The sequence below is a fragment of the Flavobacterium orientale genome (genome assembly GCF_014638005.1).
GTDB lineage: Bacteria > Bacteroidota > Bacteroidia > Flavobacteriales > Flavobacteriaceae > Flavobacterium > Flavobacterium orientale.
In genome coordinates, this window is sequence record NZ_BMFG01000002.1 from 433,082 (window position 1) to 450,225 (window position 17,144).

Sequence of the window (17,144 nt, forward strand, 5' to 3'; positions counted from 1 at the left end):
GCAATATGTGTTGTCGTATGATGTGGAAATCTCCGCAGAGGAAACCTATTGCATAAATTTTAAATTTTTTAAAATAAATACAATCGAACCTCTGCCCAAAAGCAGAGGTTTTTTTATTATAAAATCTCAGCAACTCAGAACCTCAGTAACTCAGCAACTAAAAAAAAATGAACACTACAAAAAAAATAATGATGAACCGTATGATGATGCACATGTGTTGTATCACAAATCCTCATTGCCAAAAGCGAAAGACATAATCTAGTTATACACTTGTTTTAAAGTCCTTTTGGTAAGCCATCCAAAAGGACTTTTTTTTATCCAAAAATCAAATAATCCAACAATCTAAAAATCCAAAATCATGAGTACACAAAAATTCTCCACAAACGCATTACACGCAGGACACGATGTAACTAAAAACGCAGGAACAAGAGCCGTCCCAATTTATCAAACATCTTCGTATGTATTCAATAACTCGCAGCACGCAGCCAATCTTTTTGGTTTAGCCGAAGCCGGTTTTATCTACACCCGATTAAACAACCCAACCAACGACATTCTTGAGCAACGTTTAGCTGCACTAGAAGGCGGAATCGGAGCCGTTGTCACCGCATCAGGAACGGCCGCTATCGCAACAACATTCTTAACGTTATTAAAAGTAGGTGACCATATCGTTGCTTCCAACAGTTTGTATGGCGGAACCTATAATTTATTGAGTGTAACCTTACCAAGATTAGGCATCACCACCTCATTTGTAGATCCATCAAATCCCGAAAATTTCACCAAAGCTTCGCAAGAAAATACCAGAGCTTACTTTGTTGAAAGTCTTGGTAATCCAAAATTAGACGTTCTCGATTTAAAAGCCATTTCAAAAGAAGCAAAAGCGTTCAAAGTGCCTTTTATTGTTGATAATACCGTGGCAACTCCTTATTTGTTAAACCCAATTCAACACGGAGCAGACATTGTTATTCATTCCTTAACCAAATACATCACCGGAAACGGAACATCTTTAGGCGGAGTCATTATTGATGCCGGAAATTTTGATTGGAGCAACGGAAAATTCCCTGAATTTACAGAACCTTCAGCTGGTTATCATGGATTAAAATACTACGAGGTTTTAGGAGCAGCATCGTTTATCGCTAAAGTTCGTATTGAAGGTCTTCGTGATTTCGGTGCAGCTCTAAGTCCGTTCAACGCCTTTCAAACCATTCAAGGATTAGAAACGTTAGAAATCAGAATCAAAAAGCACAGCGAAAATGCTTTGGCTTTAGCACAATGGTTGCAAAGTCAAGAACAAGTAGCTTGGGTAAATTATCCCGGTTTGGAAACTTCAAAATACAAAACCTTAGCCGATGAATATTTACCTGAAGGAAAAAGCGGCATCGTCACATTCGGACTCAAAGGCGGTTTTGAAGCAGCCAAAAAAGTAGCCGATGAAACCAAATTATTTTCGCTTTTAGCGAATATCGGTGATACAAAATCATTAATCATTCACCCAGCAAGTACAACGCATCAACAATTATCGGATGCCGATCAAGAAGCAACCGGCGTTACCAAAGATTTAATTCGTCTTTCCGTCGGATTAGAAGACATCGAAGATTTAAAAGCCGATTTAAAAGTAGTATTTCAAACCATAAAAACTCCTCAATTAACCTAGTTATGAGTCAGAAAATAGTAAACGTTTTAGGCTATGCTAAAGCCAATAATCAATTTGTTGTAAAAGCACAAAATTTTGATGTTCGGATCAGTAAAAATGAAAATTTTCCCGAGTTAGAAGGACCAAGTCCTTTGGAATATTTGCTCGCCGGTTACGCCGGATGCATTAATGCGGTTGGAAAATTAGTAGCTAAAGAACAAGGAATATCCTTAAAATCACTTCAAGTTGAAGTTTCCGGAACCCTAAGTTTAGACAAATACCAGGGAAAAATTAGCTATGAAAGAGCCGGATTCAAATCAATTCAAGTCGTTGTTAAACCAACTTCTGATGCCACTTTAGAGGAGTTGAAAAATTGGATTGAAGCCCTTGAAAACCGCTGTCCCATTCAAGACAATCTGATTAATCCCACTCCGGTTGAGCTGACTTTATTAAAAGAATTCTCAACCACAGAAGCAGCATAATACAACTTTTATGTTTGTATAGGTTTTGTTTGTTTGTTTAAAGCTGTCTTTTTTCCACGTTTGAAAAAAGACAGTTTTTAAAAAAAAGCTAGAAAAAAATGAAAAACTTAAAAAAAATAGATTTATTTAATTTCAATTTAGAAATTGGAAAAGTCAGACCCTATATTCCACTTTATTTCGAAACGTTCGGACAACCCGTCGGTTCTGCTCCGGTAGTATTAGTTAATCACGCCTTAACCGGAAACTCAACAATTACGGGGGAAAACGGTTGGTGGAATGATTTAATCGGCGAAAATAAAACCATTAATACAAATGATTTCACCGTCATCGCTTTCAATATTCCCGGAAACGGATACGATAATGTTTTCGGAAATTTAATCTCTGATTACAAAGATTTTACCATTCTCGATGTCGCAAGAATTTTTTGGGAAGGATTATTTCATCTCAATATCGATGAACTTTTCACCGTCATCGGCGGAAGTTTAGGTGGTGCAATCGCTTGGGAAATGGCTGCACAACATCCCACCAAAATTAAAAACCTAATCCCAATTGCCACCGATTGGAAAGCGACTGATTGGGTGATTGCGAACGTACTCATTCAAGATAAAATTCTCAACAATTCCGATGATCCCATTGCCGATGCTCGTTTGCACGCGATGTTGCTTTATCGAACACCGCAGTCCATTAATCAACGTTTTAAACGCAAACAAAACAACGTTTTTGAAGTTGAAAATTGGTTAACAAATCACGGTTCCAAGCTAAAAAACCGCTTCCGATTATCATCCTATAAATTGATGAATCATCTGCTAAAAACAAATGATATTACCAAAAATAGAAAGGATTTTGTAACCGTTGCAAGTCAAATTCAAGCCAATATCCACATCGTTTCTGTCGATACCGATTACTTTTTCATTGCCGAAGAAAATCGTGAAACCTATCAAAACTTAAAAAAAATAAAAGAAAATGTTTTCTATCACGAAATTCAATCCATTCACGGTCACGATGCTTTCTTAATCGAATTCAATCAATTAGCCACTTTTTTATCACCCATTTTCAATACTCAAAACACGCATAAATATGTCAACGCTTAGAATAAATGTCATCCTCTTCGGAATCGGAAACGTAGGAAGCACGCTCATCAGTCAAGTTTTAGAAAGCCAACAATTTTTTCTCGAAAAAAGAAATATTGATTTGCGATTTCCCATCATAACCAATTCAACCGTAGCATTCTTCGAAAAAGACGGCATCAAAAACCAATGGGAAAGCAATTTTCAATCCACCGCTTTTCCTTATTCCATCGAAGATATCGTAGATTATGTTCAAACCAATAACCTCGAAAATCTCATCGCCGTCGATGCCACTGCCAGCGAAGAGTTGATTAAATTTTACATTCCGCTCATTCAAAACGGATTTAGCATCGTAGCAGCCAACAAAAAAGCAAATACCTTGCATTCCGATTTCTACAAAGAATTACGTCGAAATCTTCAAAAATTCGACCAGTCTTTTTTATACGAAACAAATGTCGGTGCCGGTTTACCCGTCGTTCAAACCATCAATGAATTATACCTTTCCGGCGAAAAAATCACGAAAATCAGAGGCGTTTTTTCCGGTTCATTAAGCTATATTTTTAACCGATTTGGAAACGAAAACACACCTTTTTCATCCATTTTAAAAGAAGCCGAAAAATCCGGCTACACCGAACCCGATTCCAGAGAAGATCTTTCAGGAAACGATGTCGCCCGAAAATTACTCATCTTAGCCAGAGAAATAGGCATTCAAAAAGAATTTTCAGATGTGCAAATTTCATCGCTTTTACTACCTAATTTAAACGAAGAAAACACCAAAGCTGAATACGCTTCCAACAAACAATTGCTCGATAAACCCTATGAAATAGCCAAAATTACGCAAGCCGAAAACCACGTACTTCGTTATGTTGGCGAACTCGATGTAACCAACCAAAAACTCCAAGTCAAACTCATTTCAACTCCAAAAAATTCAGCCCTCGGACAACTCAAAGGAGCCGATAATCTCATCGAAATTTACACAAAATCCTATGGCGAAATACCAATCGTCATTCAAGGTGCCGGTGCCGGAAAACAAGTCACAGCCAGAGGAGTTTTTAACGATATTCTCAAAATTGCCGAAAAAATCAAGCTAAAAGAATCGGTTTTTAATTAATTTAAGCCAATTAAATGTTTGTCAAATTCATTATTTATAGAATATTTTTCTGTAAAATAGCAAATTTTAATAAAAAACAGAAAATTATTCTATAATCCCAAATTACTCATTATATTTGCCCCGTTCATACACATACTGATCGTTATCACGAAAGCCGGAGGGACTAGACCCTGTGAAAGCTTAGCAACCCTGCAACTGTAGAAGGTGCTACATTCTATTCGCCGCGGCGAAACAGATAACCCATTTATTTCCTCTATTTTCCTGATAATTTTTTTAGTTAGAAGCTAATCCCGCTTTCCGCTGCAATTTTTTGCCGCATCTGGCTTTTTTTCTACGCTTCAAAAAGAGTATCCTTTGGTCGCTTTTTTAAAGCAAGAAAAAATACCCGTCTGCTGCAAAAAATTTCCGCTACAATCGGGGCTATGGCTTCAGTGCAACAAACAAATCATAGCGAACTTTGCGTAAACCCTTTGCGAACTTTGCGGTTAAAAAAGATTAATAAATAAAATGTCAAAAATAGAAAAAGCCATTCAAGAAAGAATCCTCGTCCTCGACGGAGCGATGGGAACAATGCTGCAACGAAACAATTTCTCCGAAGAAGACTTTCGCGGAGAACGTTTCAAAGATTTCCCACATCCATTAAAAGGCAACAACGACTTACTCTCCATCACCCAACCCGAAGCCGTAAAGGCCGTTCACCGAGACTATTTTGAAGCCGGAGCAGATATCGTAGAAACCAACACTTTTTCCGGAACTACCATCGGAATGGCCGATTATCATCTGGAAGATTTAGTGTACGAACTTAATTACCAATCCGCCAAAATCGCCCGTGAAGTAGCCGATGAATTCACCGATAAACCACGATTTGTCGCTGGTTCCATCGGACCAACCAACCGAACCGCATCCATGAGCCCGGACGTAAACGACCCCGGATTTAGAGCCGTTACGTTTGACGATTTACGCATCGCCTACAAACAACAAGTCGAAGCTCTGATAGACGGTGGTAGTGATGTTTTATTAGTTGAAACTATTTTCGACACACTCAACGCCAAAGCAGCCCTTTTCGCCATCGAAGAAGTGAAAGAAGAACGAAACCTCGATATTCCGGTGATGGTTTCCGGAACAATCACAGATGCTTCCGGGCGAACACTTTCCGGTCAAACAGTAGAAGCTTTTCTAATTTCTATTTCGCATATTCCATTGTTAAGCATCGGATTTAATTGTGCGTTAGGAGCCGACCAATTAAAACCATACTTGAAAAGATTAGCTCATAACACCCAACTCAATATTTCTGCTCATCCCAATGCCGGACTACCAAACGCATTCGGGCAATATGACCAAACACCGGAAGAAATGCAAGCGTTAATCCGTGAATATTTGCAGGACAATTTAATCAATATCATTGGTGGTTGTTGTGGTACAACTCCGGAACACATCAAATTAATTGCTGAAGTGGCCAAAGAATTTAAACCCAGACAAATTTTAGAAAAGATATAATGCCTGAATCAGATTGTAAAAAATATTTAAAATTATCCGGTCTCGAACCGCTCATCATAACTCCTGAAACGAATTTCGTAAACGTCGGCGAACGAACAAACGTAACCGGTTCACGAAAATTCCTTCGTTTAATAAAAGAAGAAAAGTACGAAGAAGCTCTCGATATCGCTCGAAATCAAGTAGAAGGCGGAGCCCAAATCATCGACGTCAATATGGACGAAGGAATGCTGGATGGTGTTTATGCGATGACCAAATTCCTAAACTTAATCGCCGCCGAACCTGATATTGCTCGAGTTCCGGTGATGATTGACAGTTCCAAATGGGAAATCATCGAAGCGGGATTAAAAGTCATTCAAGGAAAAGGAGTCGTAAATTCCATTTCGTTAAAAGAAGGAGAAGAAACGTTCATCCATCACGCCAAATTAATCAAACGTTACGGTGCTGCCGTCATCGTGATGGCTTTTGATGAAAAAGGTCAAGCCGATAATTATGAAAGACGTATCGAAATCTGTAAAAGAAGTTATGATATTCTTGTCGAAAAAGTTGGTTTTCCAGCGGAAGATATTATTTTCGACCCTAACATTTTCCCGGTTGCCACAGGAATGGACGAACATAAATTAAATGCTTTAGATTTTTTCAGAGCCACCAAATGGATTAGAGAAAATCTACCACACGCTAATATTTCAGGCGGAGTGAGTAATGTTTCTTTTTCTTTCCGTGGAAACGACAAAGTACGTGAAGCGATGCATTCTGCTTTCCTATATCACGCCATTCAAAACGGAATGACGATGGGAATTGTGAATCCCGAAATGCTCGAAATTTATGATGAAATTGATAAAAAACTATTAGAACACGTTGAAGACGTTTTATTGAACAGAAGAGAAGATGCCACTGAATTGCTCTTGGCTTTAGCCGAGAGTTATAAGGGAGATTTTAAAGTCAATGAAAAAGCGATTCAAGAATGGCGAAATGGTTCTGTTCAAGAAAGATTAACCCATTCATTAGTCAAAGGAATCGATGAATTCATCGAAATTGATGTAGAAGAAGCCAGACTAAATGCTACAAAAGCCATCGAAGTCATCGAAATTAATTTAATGGCAGGAATGAATGTAGTAGGCGATTTATTTGGAAGTGGAAAAATGTTTTTACCACAAGTTGTTAAGTCTGCCCGAGTGATGAAAAAAGCGGTGGCTTACTTGCTCCCTTTCATCGAAGAAGAGAAAGATTCAACTGCTTCGTCTTCAGCCGGAAAAGTCTTGATGGCAACCGTGAAAGGCGATGTGCATGATATCGGTAAAAATATTGTCGCGGTAGTTTTAGCTTGCAACAATTTTGAAATCATCGATTTAGGCGTAATGGTTCCGACGGAAAGAATCATCGAAGCGGCCATCCGTGAAAAGGTAGATATCATTGGTTTAAGCGGATTAATCACACCATCGTTGGATGAAATGGTTTATTTGGCGAAAGAAATGGATAAGTTGAACATCAAAATTCCAATTATGATTGGCGGTGCAACGACATCTCGTGCTCATACTGCCGTGAAAATTGCACCTGAATATAAAGAAACCGTTGTGCATGTAAATGATGCTTCGCGAGCGGTTACTGTTGCTACAAGTTTATTGCAACCGGAAACAAAAACAGCCTACGCCAAAACAGTTCGAGAAGATTATGATCATCTTCGGGAAGGTTATTTAAATAGGAGTAGAGAAAAGAATTTTCTATCGATCGAAGAAGCCAGAAAAAATAAATTACAACTCAATTGGAAAAATTACCATCCAACAAAACCCAATTTTATTGGCACTAAAACGGTAGAAGTTGAATTATCCGAATTAGTTGATTTCATTGATTGGACACCGTTCTTCCAATCGTGGGAATTATTTGGAAAATACCCAGCTATTTTAACCGATGAAGTCGTAGGGCAACAAGCCACTGATTTATTTGAAGATGCACAAAAAATGCTACAAAAAATCGTCTCTGAAAAATGGCTTACTGCCAAAGGAATTTTGGGAATTTTTCCGGCGAATCAAATCAATGATGATGATATCGAAATACAAGCCCCCCCCGCCCCCGAAGGGGGAGCTCTCAAAATGCCGGAAAAGCAAACGTGGGAAACTGCAAGTCCAATAATATATGATCAATTGAAATTGAAGGCAAAGGAAATGCGAAATATACCTACTGATGCTGAAAAAATGCTGTGGAATGTTTTGTCAAATAAAGGGCTTGATGATTTTAAGTTTCGAAGACAACATATTATTGGAGAATATATTGTAGATTTTGTTTGTTTAGAAAAAAAACTAATAATTGAAGTTGATGGTTCAATTCACAATTTACCGGAACAAATTGCACATGATAAATTAAGAACAGAGTGGCTGGAATCTAAAGGTTTTAAGGTGGTTAGATTTTTAAATCATGAAGTTTTAAGTGATTTATTCAATACAATAGAATCTATCCGCAAAGAATTATCCGCAACGAACGGAGCTCCCCCTTCGGGGGCGGGGGGGGCTCGTTTCTTGACTTTACGCCAACAATCTCAAAAAACCGCCGGAGCACCAAACATTGCACTAGCGGATTTCATCGCTCCAAAGGATTCAGGAATTCAAGATTACATCGGTTGTTTTTGTGTTACAACCGGATTTGGAGTGGATGAAAAAGCATCAGAATTTGAAAAACAATTGGATGATTATAATTCCATTTTAGTAAAAGCATTAGGTGATCGATTAGCAGAAGCTTTTGCAGAATATTTACACCTAAAAGTGCGAAAAGAAATTTGGGGTTATGCATCCGATGAAAAATTATCAAATGAGGATTTAATAAAAGAAAATTACACCGGAATTCGTCCTGCTCCCGGTTATCCTGCTTGTCCGGATCATTTGGAAAAACCACCCATTTGGAAATTATTAGATGTAGAGGAAAAAATAGGTGTAAAATTGACTGAAAGTATGGCCATGTGGCCAGCCGCATCGGTTTCGGGATACTATTTTGCCCATCCGGAAAGCAAATATTTCGGATTAGGAAAAATCAAAAAAGACCAAGTAGAAGATTACGCCAAACGAAGAAACATTAGTTTAGAAATGGCGATGAAATGGCTTTCGCCGAATATAGCAGAGTAAAAACAGTTGTCTGTTGTCCGTTATCAGTTAACAGACAACCGACAACCGATAACAGATAACCGAAAATGAAAGTAACCCAACATATCGAAAACGCCAACGGAAAACCTTTATTCTCATTTGAGATTTTACCACCTTTAAAAGGTCAAAATATTCAATCTATTTTTGATTCGATTGATCCATTGATGGAATTTAATCCACCATTTATTGATGTCACATATCATCGGGAAGAATATGAATTCAAGGAATTACCAAGCGGATTATTACAAAAGAAAATTGTGAAAAAACGTCCCGGAACGGTTGGAATTTGTGCCGGAATTCAAAATAAATATGATGTAGATGCCATTCCGCATATTTTGTGTGGCGGTTTTACCAAAGAAGATACCGAAAATTTATTAATCGATTTGGATTTTTTGGGAATAGATAATGTAGTGGCATTGCGTGGCGATGCACTGAAAAACGAAATTTATTTCAGACCCGAAAAAGAAGGAAATGAGTACGCTTCCGAATTAGTGACACAAATCCACAATTTGAATAAAGGAATTTATTTGGATGAAGATTTACAAAATTCATCATGCACTAATTTCTGTATTGGCGTTGCCGGTTATCCTGAAAAACACATGGAAGCTCCTAGTGTTGACAGCGATATTCATTTCTTAAAACAAAAAATAAAAAACGGAGCCGATTACATTATTACCCAAATGTTTTTTGACAACAAACGTTTTTTTGATTTTGTTGCAAAATGCAGAGCAGCAGGAATTACTGTGCCAATTATACCCGGATTGAAACCCATTGCGACCAAAAAGCAGTTAAATTTGATTCCGCATCGATTCAAAGTTGATTTGCCGGACGAATTGATTATGGCCGTTGTAAAAGCAAAAGACAACGAAGCCGTAAAAGAAATCGGAGTCGAATGGTGTGTTGAACAATCAAAAGGATTGGTTGCAGCAGGTTTTCCGGTTTTGCATTATTATTCGATGGGGAAAGCCGAGAATATTAAAGCAATTGCTAAAGAAGTATTTTAAACCAAATGATAGAGAATTTCCTTTAAAATTTGACTCCTAAACATATTCGATTATATTTGCGATTCTTAAAAAATAGGAATGAGTAAACATGTTTTTTGGTTTTTATTATTTTGCTCATTGACTTTTGGCCAAGAAAAAACCACCAATGGTTATTTCGATTTGAATTATATTCATGGTAACATTCTCAATCATGTACCGGATATAAATCATTTGATTACGGGTCATCCGCAAGGATTAATTCTAAGCTATAATTTTAAAACTACCGGAATTAAAGAATGGCATTCCATTTATAATTATCCCGATTATGGTGTTTCATTCTTGTTTCAAGACTTTGAAAATCAATATTTAGGAAAAAATTTCGCCATTAATGCACATTATAATTTTTACTTTTTAAATCGAAATTTGATGTTTCGGATTTCTCAAGGAATTGCCATGACAACAAATCCTTATGACAAGGAATTGAATTTTAAGAACAATGCTTTTGGTTCTCGATTTATGAGTAGTAATTATTTTTTACTGCATTATCAAAAACCTTATTTTGTTGGTCCTATTGGGTTTAATGCCGGTTTGTTTTTTACACATTTTTCAAACGGTAGGATAAAATCTCCAAACAGAGGATTAAATACGTATGGCATAAATTTAGGATTGAATTATAATTTAGGCGAACCTTTTAAATATCCAAAAGTGGATTCCATTGCCAAGTTTAAAGAACCTATTCGTTTTAATTTTACCTTTAGAACTGGCGTAAATGAAAGTAGCGTGGTAGGAAGTGGCCAAAAACCATTTTATCATTTTAGTACTCATGTAGACAAACGAATTGGAAGAAAAAGTGCCTTGCAACTTGGTACAGAATTATTTTTAACACAAAGTTTAAAAGAATATATTGCTTACAGAGCAATTGCGTTTCCTGAGTTGGAGCCGATTGACCCAGATACAGATTATAAGCGAGTTAGTGTTTTTGCCGGACATGAATTGTTTATTAATAAATTATCCATTGAAACCCAGTTGGGAATTTATGTTTACAAACAATTTAGAGAAGAAATGGACATTTATCAACGATTGGGATTGAAATATTATATAACACCAAAACTATTTACCGGTGTGGCATTGAAATCGCATGGAGCAAAAGCGGAAGCCATTGAATGGGGAATAGGGGTAAGATTGTAATTATGAAAAAAGGCATTTTTTTATTGGTCGTACTTTTTATTCAGACAAGTTGTTCGTTGTCTGAAGACTGTTTTAAAAAATCGGGAAATTTTGTTTCTAAGGTTTTTGAAACAGAAGAATTTTCTAATCTATATATTGGAAATGGAATTGCTGTTAATATTAAAGAAGGAAACGAACAAGAAGTTGTAGTGGTTGCCGGCGAAAATTTAATTGATAATATTAAAGTTTATGTTCAAGACGGTGTGCTTTTTCTTGAAGATAAAAACGATTGTAATTTAAATAGAGATTACGGAAAAACCACCGTTACAATTACTACACCAACACTTATCAATATAAATTCTAAAACAGAACAACCCATTCGTTCAATAGGTATATTAACCTTTCCAACACTACGATTGATTTCAATGGACGACGGTTCAACTGCAGGAACAGGAGATTTTTACTTTGATGTAGCCGTTTCTCAATTGGTAGTAGAGAGTAATAATGCCTCTGCATTTTACATCAATGGTACATGTTCAGAATTGAGTCTGAATTTTTATGCCGGAAACGGTAAATTCAAAGGACAACAATTGGTAGCACAAACAATAAAACTTTTTCACCGCGGAAGTAACGATGTGGAACTTTTTCCAATTCAATCCATCGAAGGGAATTTATATGGAACCGGAGATGCAATTTTAAAAAACAATCCTCCAAGTATAAATGTGCAACAACATTATACGGGAAGATTGATTTTGAATTGATTTATTTTTTAGTTTTTTCTCTGAAAATAGTTTCCAAATTTTTACTTTTCAATTGAATTTGAAGCGTTTTTAATCCTTTTTCAGTTGCAAAATCAAACAATTTTGACCGCATATCTTCGGAGGTTAAAAAAGTAAATTCCCAAGTAGTGTCGTGGGTATTTATTGCCGATTTTAAATTGAGTAAATCTTTTAAATCATCGTTTGAAATGTTTTTGTCAAACTCCACCTCAATCAGTTGTTCTTGTTCTTCAGTTATAAGTTTATCCAATTTTTTATCGGTGACAATTTTTCCTTGATTGATAATTATAACCCGATCACAAATGGCTTCAACTTCCTGCATAATATGTGTCGAAAGAAAAACCGTTTTATTGGCTCCAATATTTTTTATTAAATCTCTGATTTCAACCAATTGATTAGGGTCCAATCCGGTTGTGGGTTCATCCAAAATCAAAACTTCAGGATTGTGAAGTAATGCGGTGGCTAAACCAACACGTTGTCGATAACCTTTTGAAAGCTGACCAATTTTTTTATGACTTTCAGGAGTTAAACCTGTTAATTCAATCACTTCTTGAATTCGTGATTTGGGAACATTATACACATTTGCATTGAAAGTCAAATATTCGCGAACATATAATTCTAAATATAACGGGTTGTGTTCGGGAAGATATCCCACATTTTTTTGAACGTCTTTTTTTGAATTTTCAACATCAAATCCGGCTACAGAAGCTGCTCCTTCATCAGAAGCAATATAGGTAGTCAAAATCTTCATTAAAGTAGATTTTCCGGCACCATTTGGTCCCAAAAAACCAACAATCTCGCCTTGTTTTACAGAAAAAGAAATGGCATCAAGTGCTTTTTGTGTTCCGTAGGATTTGCTAATATTTTGAACTTCAATTGACATGGTCTATAAATTTATCACAAAAGTAAAGTTTTTTATTTAACTCACTTTTTTTAATAAAAGTATTTTGCTTTCAAATTAATTCCTATATTAGCAAAACTTAAATCAGTAATAATGATTTCGCACAACACAGTATATTATACAAATTTCTTTTATTTTTTCTTTTGGAAAAGGTCGGGATATGTATTGTGTAGTGTAAGGTAAATTTTTAATTCATCAAACAATATAAATCCCGATTCCAAAAGAGTCGGGATTTTTTGCATATAAACTATGGAAACAAAAGTGGCAATTCAGGGAATTAAAGGGTCTTTTCATCATCAAGTGGCACAGGCTTATTTTGACGATTCATGTAAAATTGAAGAATGTAATTCCTTTGATTCGGTTGTAAAAGCGATGCTTGAGAACAAAGCTCAAAAGGGAATTATGGCACTCGAAAATTCTATTGCAGGTTCAATAATTCCAAATTATGCCTTGATTGATAGAAATAATTTGCACATAATTGGTGAATATTATTTAGATATTCAATTGGATTTGATGGTGTTAAACGGACAGTCAATTGAAGAGTTAACTGAGATTCATTCGCATCCTATTGCTTTATTGCAATGCGGAGAATTTTTAAAAAATTATCCCCATATTAAATTAGTGGAAAGTAGTGATACGGCGGCGGCGGCAAAAAATATAAAACAAAATAATTTGAAAGGAATTGGTGCTTTGGCGAGTCCGGTTGCGGCGGAATTGTATAACTTGAATACTTTGTTCTCCTCCATTCATACCATAAAAAGCAATAAAACCCGATTTGTAGTTTTGAAAACACAAAACAAAGAATTGCCGCATGAAGAAATTAATAAAGCTTCCATAAAGTTTGAACTCGATGATACGCAAGGAAGTTTAGCCACTGTTTTAAATGTGATGAATAATTGTAAATTGAATTTAACAAAAATTCAATCCATGCCAATTATTGAAACACCTTTTCAGTATTCATTTTTTGTGGATGTAGTTTTTGAAAAATACAAGCACTATGAAAAAGCAAAAAAATTATTAGAAATTATGACCACACATTTCAAGGTTTTAGGCGAATATAAAAGTGGGAAGGAATTCAATAACTAATAACCAAAAATCAAAAAAACACTATATTTTTACAGTAGAAATTAAGCTATGGAAAATAAAACAACTTTAAAAAACTGGTATAATAATTTAAATTTAGCCCATCCTTTAGTGATAGCCGGACCTTGTAGTGCTGAAACAGAAGACCAAGTGATGCAAATTGCCAGAGAACTAAAAGATTCTGACGTGTCCATTTTTAGAGCCGGAATTTGGAAACCCAGAACGCGTCCGGGAGGTTTTGAAGGGGTTGGAGCGATTGGTTTAAAATGGTTGCAAAAAGCAAAGGCCGAAACCGGACTTTTAATGGCGGTTGAGGTTGCCAATGCCAATCATGTCAAATTAGCTTTAGAACATGATATTGATGTGCTTTGGATTGGAGCAAGAACAACAGTTAACCCTTTTGCAGTGCAAGAAATTGCAGATGCTTTAAAAGGAACCGACAAAATTGTTTTATTAAAAAATCCGGTAAATCCCGATTTGTCTTTATGGATAGGCGGATTGGAACGTTTGTATAATGCCGGAATTGAAAAATTGGGCGTAATTCACAGAGGGTTTTCTACCTACGAAAAAACCAAATACCGCAACAACCCGGAGTGGCAAATTGCAATCGATTTGCAAAATAAATTTCCTGACTTACCTTTAATTTGTGACCCTTCACATATTACGGGTAACCGAGAAATGATATTTGAAGTTTCACAACAAGCTCTTGATTTGAATTATGACGGACTGATAATTGAAACGCATATTGATCCTGAAAACGCATGGAGTGATGCCGCACAACAAGTGACTCCTACAAAATTAAAACAAATTTTTGTTGATTTAAAAGTAAGAAAGGAAACGGATGATGCCGATGATTTTACAAAACGAATGAATAAATTACGAACTCAAATTGATGAGTTTGATACTAAATTGCTTGAAATTTTAGGAAACAGAATGAAAGTAGCCGATCAAATTGGAACTTTAAAAAAAGAAAAAAATGTGGCTATTTTACAAAATAAACGTTGGCAAGAAATCCTCGATAAAATGATAAATGATGGTAATCATAAAGGGTTGAGCGAAGAATTTATCATTCAACTTTTTAAAGCTATTCACCAAGAAAGTATTAATCATCAGGAGAAGATCATAAACAATTAATTTGCAACTATTTTATTTTTTTGTGTAACGTAATATTTTTTTGTAATATCGCACCTTAATTAATAGAAAAAACATAACCATGAAAAAAATTATTTTTATTGCATTAATGTCTGTTAGTGCTATCGTTTCAGCTCAGGTTGATAAAATTTACAAACACAACGGAGAAACAGTAGATGGAAAAGTAATTAGATTAGAGGAGTATACTGTTGTATTTAAGTACGATGGTGAAGACGCTGAAAATGTAATCGGAAAATATGCAATAGAAAAAATTGTATATGGTAAAAGCGGTAGAGTTGAAGAAGTTACAGAAAAAATTGTAGTGAATGGTGAAGCAGATTGGGAAAAAGTAGTGATTCTTGAAGAGAAATCATATATCGCGGGACTTAAAAAAGTAGATGAAATCAGAGGTAAAACAGGGTTAATCAATTACCACACTGGAAATACTGCTGATAAAAAAGCTGAGAAAAAATTAAAAATGGCTGCTGCAGCAATGGGTTGTCCTTTTATTTTACAAACTGCTGATAAAACTACAGTAGGGGCAAGTTCTAACTCTTTAGGAGGTTCACAAGCAATCAAAAAAGGTTTGGCTTACAAATACTAAATTTTGAAAAGATTTAAATATAGAAAAGTTGCCTAAATGGCAACTTTTTTTTGTTTTATAAATCTAAATTTTCTTATCAAGAATTATAATATCTTTGTGGCATGACAGGAATTGTTTATAAATCTACAGGAAGCTGGTATACCGTTAAAGCAGATAATAATGAATTTTTTGATTGTAGAATCAAAGGGAAATTCCGCATGAAAGGAATAAAAAGCACCAATCCAATCGCGGTTGGTGATGTAGTTGATTTTGAAATAGATGAAACTTCAGATGCCATAACCGGATTGATTCATAACATTCACGACAGAAAAAATTATATTGTCAGAAAGTCTGTGAATCTTTCTAAACAAACACATATTATTGCCTCGAATATTGATATTGTATTTTTAATCGTTACAATCAACAATCCAATTACAACTACCAGTTTTATTGATCGCTTTTTGGTAACAGCCGAAGCCTATCACATCAAAGCAGTTTTGCTTTTTAATAAAATTGACACGTTTGATGAAGCAATGACCGATGATCAATTGTATTTGCAATACATCTACACTCAAATCGGTTATGACTGTTTGCGAGTTTCTGCTACAGAGGCTAAGGGTTTGAATGCATTAAAAGAAATGATGAAAGGGAAAGTTTGTATGTTTTCAGGTCACTCCGGTGTTGGAAAATCTACTTTGGTTAATGCGTTAGAGCCATCTTTAAATTTAAAAACCAAACAAATATCTGATCTACATCAACAAGGACAACACACTACCACTTTTGCGGAAATGTTTGACTTATCATTTGATTCAAGAATTATTGATACTCCGGGAATCAGAGGTTTTGGAATCGTAGATATGGAGAAACCTGAAATTAAAGGTTATTTTCCTGAGTTTTTTGAATTGGAAGATCAATGTAAATTTAACAATTGCTTACACAAAGACGAACCCAATTGTGCCATAAAAACAGCTTTAGAAAACGATAAAATTGCTTGGTCTCGTTACAAAAGTTACCTACAAATCCTAGAAGGAGACGAAGAGCAATACCGAAATGATATTTACGCAGATGGTAGAAATCAAGATTTAGATTAATTCAATTAACTTAAAATGAAAGCGGTAATCCAGAGAGTTTCTGAAGCTTCAGTAAAAATAGAAAATGAAATTGTAGCTTCAATTCAAAAAGGAGTTCTGGTTTTAGTTGGAATTGAAGATAACGATTCTAAAGAAGATATTGAATGGCTTTCATCAAAAATAGTGAACCTTCGCATTTTTGAAGATGACAATAAGGTGATGAATTTGTCTTTAAAAGACGTCAACGGAGAAATGATTGTTGTGAGTCAATTTACACTTCATGCTTCTACTAAAAAAGGCAATCGTCCATCTTATATCAAAGCAGCAAAACCTGAAGTTGCTGTTCCAATTTATAAAAACTTCATCAAACAAATTGAAATTGATTTAGGAAATAGCATACAAACCGGCCAATTTGGAGCAGATATGAAAGTGAGTTTAACAAACGACGGTCCGGTGACGATAATATTTAACACAAAAATCAAAGAATAAAATTTTAGTATCATAAGAATTATTTTATATTTGGAAAACTTAA

Annotated in this window: 15 protein-coding genes and 1 riboswitch; of the genes, 14 read left to right on the forward strand and 1 reads right to left on the reverse strand. The window is 35.5% G+C overall.

Translation table 11 applies throughout. The annotated features are described in order from the left end of the window. The first annotated feature begins 358 nt into the window (after positions 1-358). The 9 genes from IEV15_RS04430 to IEV15_RS04480 all read left to right on the forward strand — a co-directional run bounded on the left by IEV15_RS04430 (position 359) and on the right by IEV15_RS04480 (position 11,826). The gene (locus IEV15_RS04430) at positions 359-1,651 is read left to right on the forward strand and encodes an O-acetylhomoserine aminocarboxypropyltransferase/cysteine synthase family protein (protein WP_188361294.1); all 1,293 of its coding nucleotides are present in this window, start codon (positions 359-361) and stop codon (positions 1,649-1,651) included. 2 nt (positions 1,652-1,653) lie between these two features. Continuing rightward, positions 1,654-2,112: an OsmC family protein gene (locus IEV15_RS04435; RefSeq protein WP_188361295.1), complete on the forward strand. Its 459-nt coding sequence runs from the start codon at positions 1,654-1,656 to the stop codon at positions 2,110-2,112. Positions 2,113-2,210: 98 nt separating this feature from the next. Continuing rightward, positions 2,211-3,203, forward strand: coding sequence for an alpha/beta fold hydrolase (locus tag IEV15_RS04440; RefSeq protein WP_188361296.1), 993 nt, complete (start codon positions 2,211-2,213; stop codon positions 3,201-3,203). Further along, entirely contained in the window at positions 3,190-4,290 is a 1,101-nt protein-coding gene (locus IEV15_RS04445) for a homoserine dehydrogenase family protein (RefSeq protein ID WP_188361297.1), read from the forward strand. The genes IEV15_RS04440 and IEV15_RS04445 overlap by 14 nt, the downstream gene beginning before the upstream one ends. A 139-nt stretch (positions 4,291-4,429) precedes the next feature. Continuing rightward, positions 4,430-4,532: riboswitch (SAM riboswitch) on the forward strand. A 265-nt stretch (positions 4,533-4,797) separates the two neighbouring features. After that, positions 4,798-5,787 carry a homocysteine S-methyltransferase family protein gene (locus IEV15_RS04450; protein ID WP_188361298.1) on the forward strand — a complete coding sequence of 330 codons (990 nt, stop codon included), beginning with the start codon at positions 4,798-4,800 and terminating at the stop codon, positions 5,785-5,787. Beyond that, positions 5,787-8,897: a methionine synthase gene (gene metH, locus IEV15_RS04455; RefSeq protein ID WP_229734091.1), complete on the forward strand. Its 3,111-nt coding sequence runs from the start codon at positions 5,787-5,789 to the stop codon at positions 8,895-8,897. The genes IEV15_RS04450 and metH overlap by 1 nt, the downstream gene beginning before the upstream one ends. Positions 8,898-8,962: 65 nt before the next feature. Next, entirely contained in the window at positions 8,963-9,919 is a 957-nt protein-coding gene (gene metF / locus IEV15_RS04470) for a methylenetetrahydrofolate reductase [NAD(P)H] (RefSeq protein ID WP_188361299.1), read from the forward strand. A gap of 78 nt (positions 9,920-9,997) precedes the next feature. After that, entirely contained in the window at positions 9,998-11,086 is a 1,089-nt protein-coding gene (locus IEV15_RS04475) for an acyloxyacyl hydrolase (protein WP_188361300.1), read from the forward strand. Positions 11,087-11,088: 2 nt separating this feature from the next. Beyond that, entirely contained in the window at positions 11,089-11,826 is a 738-nt protein-coding gene (locus IEV15_RS04480) for a head GIN domain-containing protein (protein WP_188361301.1), read from the forward strand. A 1-nt stretch (position 11,827) separates the two neighbouring features. Here IEV15_RS04480 and gldA read toward each other — a convergent pair whose 3' ends face one another. Further along, a complete protein-coding gene (gldA, locus tag IEV15_RS04485) occupies positions 11,828-12,727 on the reverse strand; it encodes a gliding motility-associated ABC transporter ATP-binding subunit GldA (protein ID WP_188361302.1) in 900 nt (299 codons plus the stop codon). Positions 12,728-12,994: 267 nt separating this feature from the next. Between gldA and IEV15_RS04490 the strand changes: the two genes are divergently transcribed. The 5 genes from IEV15_RS04490 (at position 12,995) to dtd (ending at position 17,101) form a co-directional block, all read left to right on the forward strand. Next, positions 12,995-13,831 carry a prephenate dehydratase gene (locus IEV15_RS04490; RefSeq protein WP_188361303.1) on the forward strand — a complete coding sequence of 279 codons (837 nt, stop codon included), beginning with the start codon at positions 12,995-12,997 and terminating at the stop codon, positions 13,829-13,831. A 48-nt stretch (positions 13,832-13,879) separates the two neighbouring features. Further along, on the forward strand, positions 13,880-14,962 hold the full coding sequence (locus IEV15_RS04495) for a bifunctional 3-deoxy-7-phosphoheptulonate synthase/chorismate mutase type II (protein WP_188361304.1): 1,083 nt from the start codon (positions 13,880-13,882) through the stop codon (positions 14,960-14,962). Between the two features lie 79 nt (positions 14,963-15,041). Further along, entirely contained in the window at positions 15,042-15,563 is a 522-nt protein-coding gene (locus IEV15_RS04500) for a hypothetical protein (protein WP_188361305.1), read from the forward strand. 101 nt (positions 15,564-15,664) lie between these two features. Beyond that, on the forward strand, positions 15,665-16,633 hold the full coding sequence (gene rsgA / locus IEV15_RS04505) for a ribosome small subunit-dependent GTPase A (protein ID WP_188361306.1): 969 nt from the start codon (positions 15,665-15,667) through the stop codon (positions 16,631-16,633). Positions 16,634-16,648: 15 nt separating this feature from the next. Continuing rightward, the gene (gene dtd / locus IEV15_RS04510; protein ID WP_188361307.1) at positions 16,649-17,101 is read left to right on the forward strand and encodes a D-aminoacyl-tRNA deacylase; all 453 of its coding nucleotides are present in this window, start codon (positions 16,649-16,651) and stop codon (positions 17,099-17,101) included. The last annotated feature ends 43 nt before the right edge of the window (positions 17,102-17,144 follow it).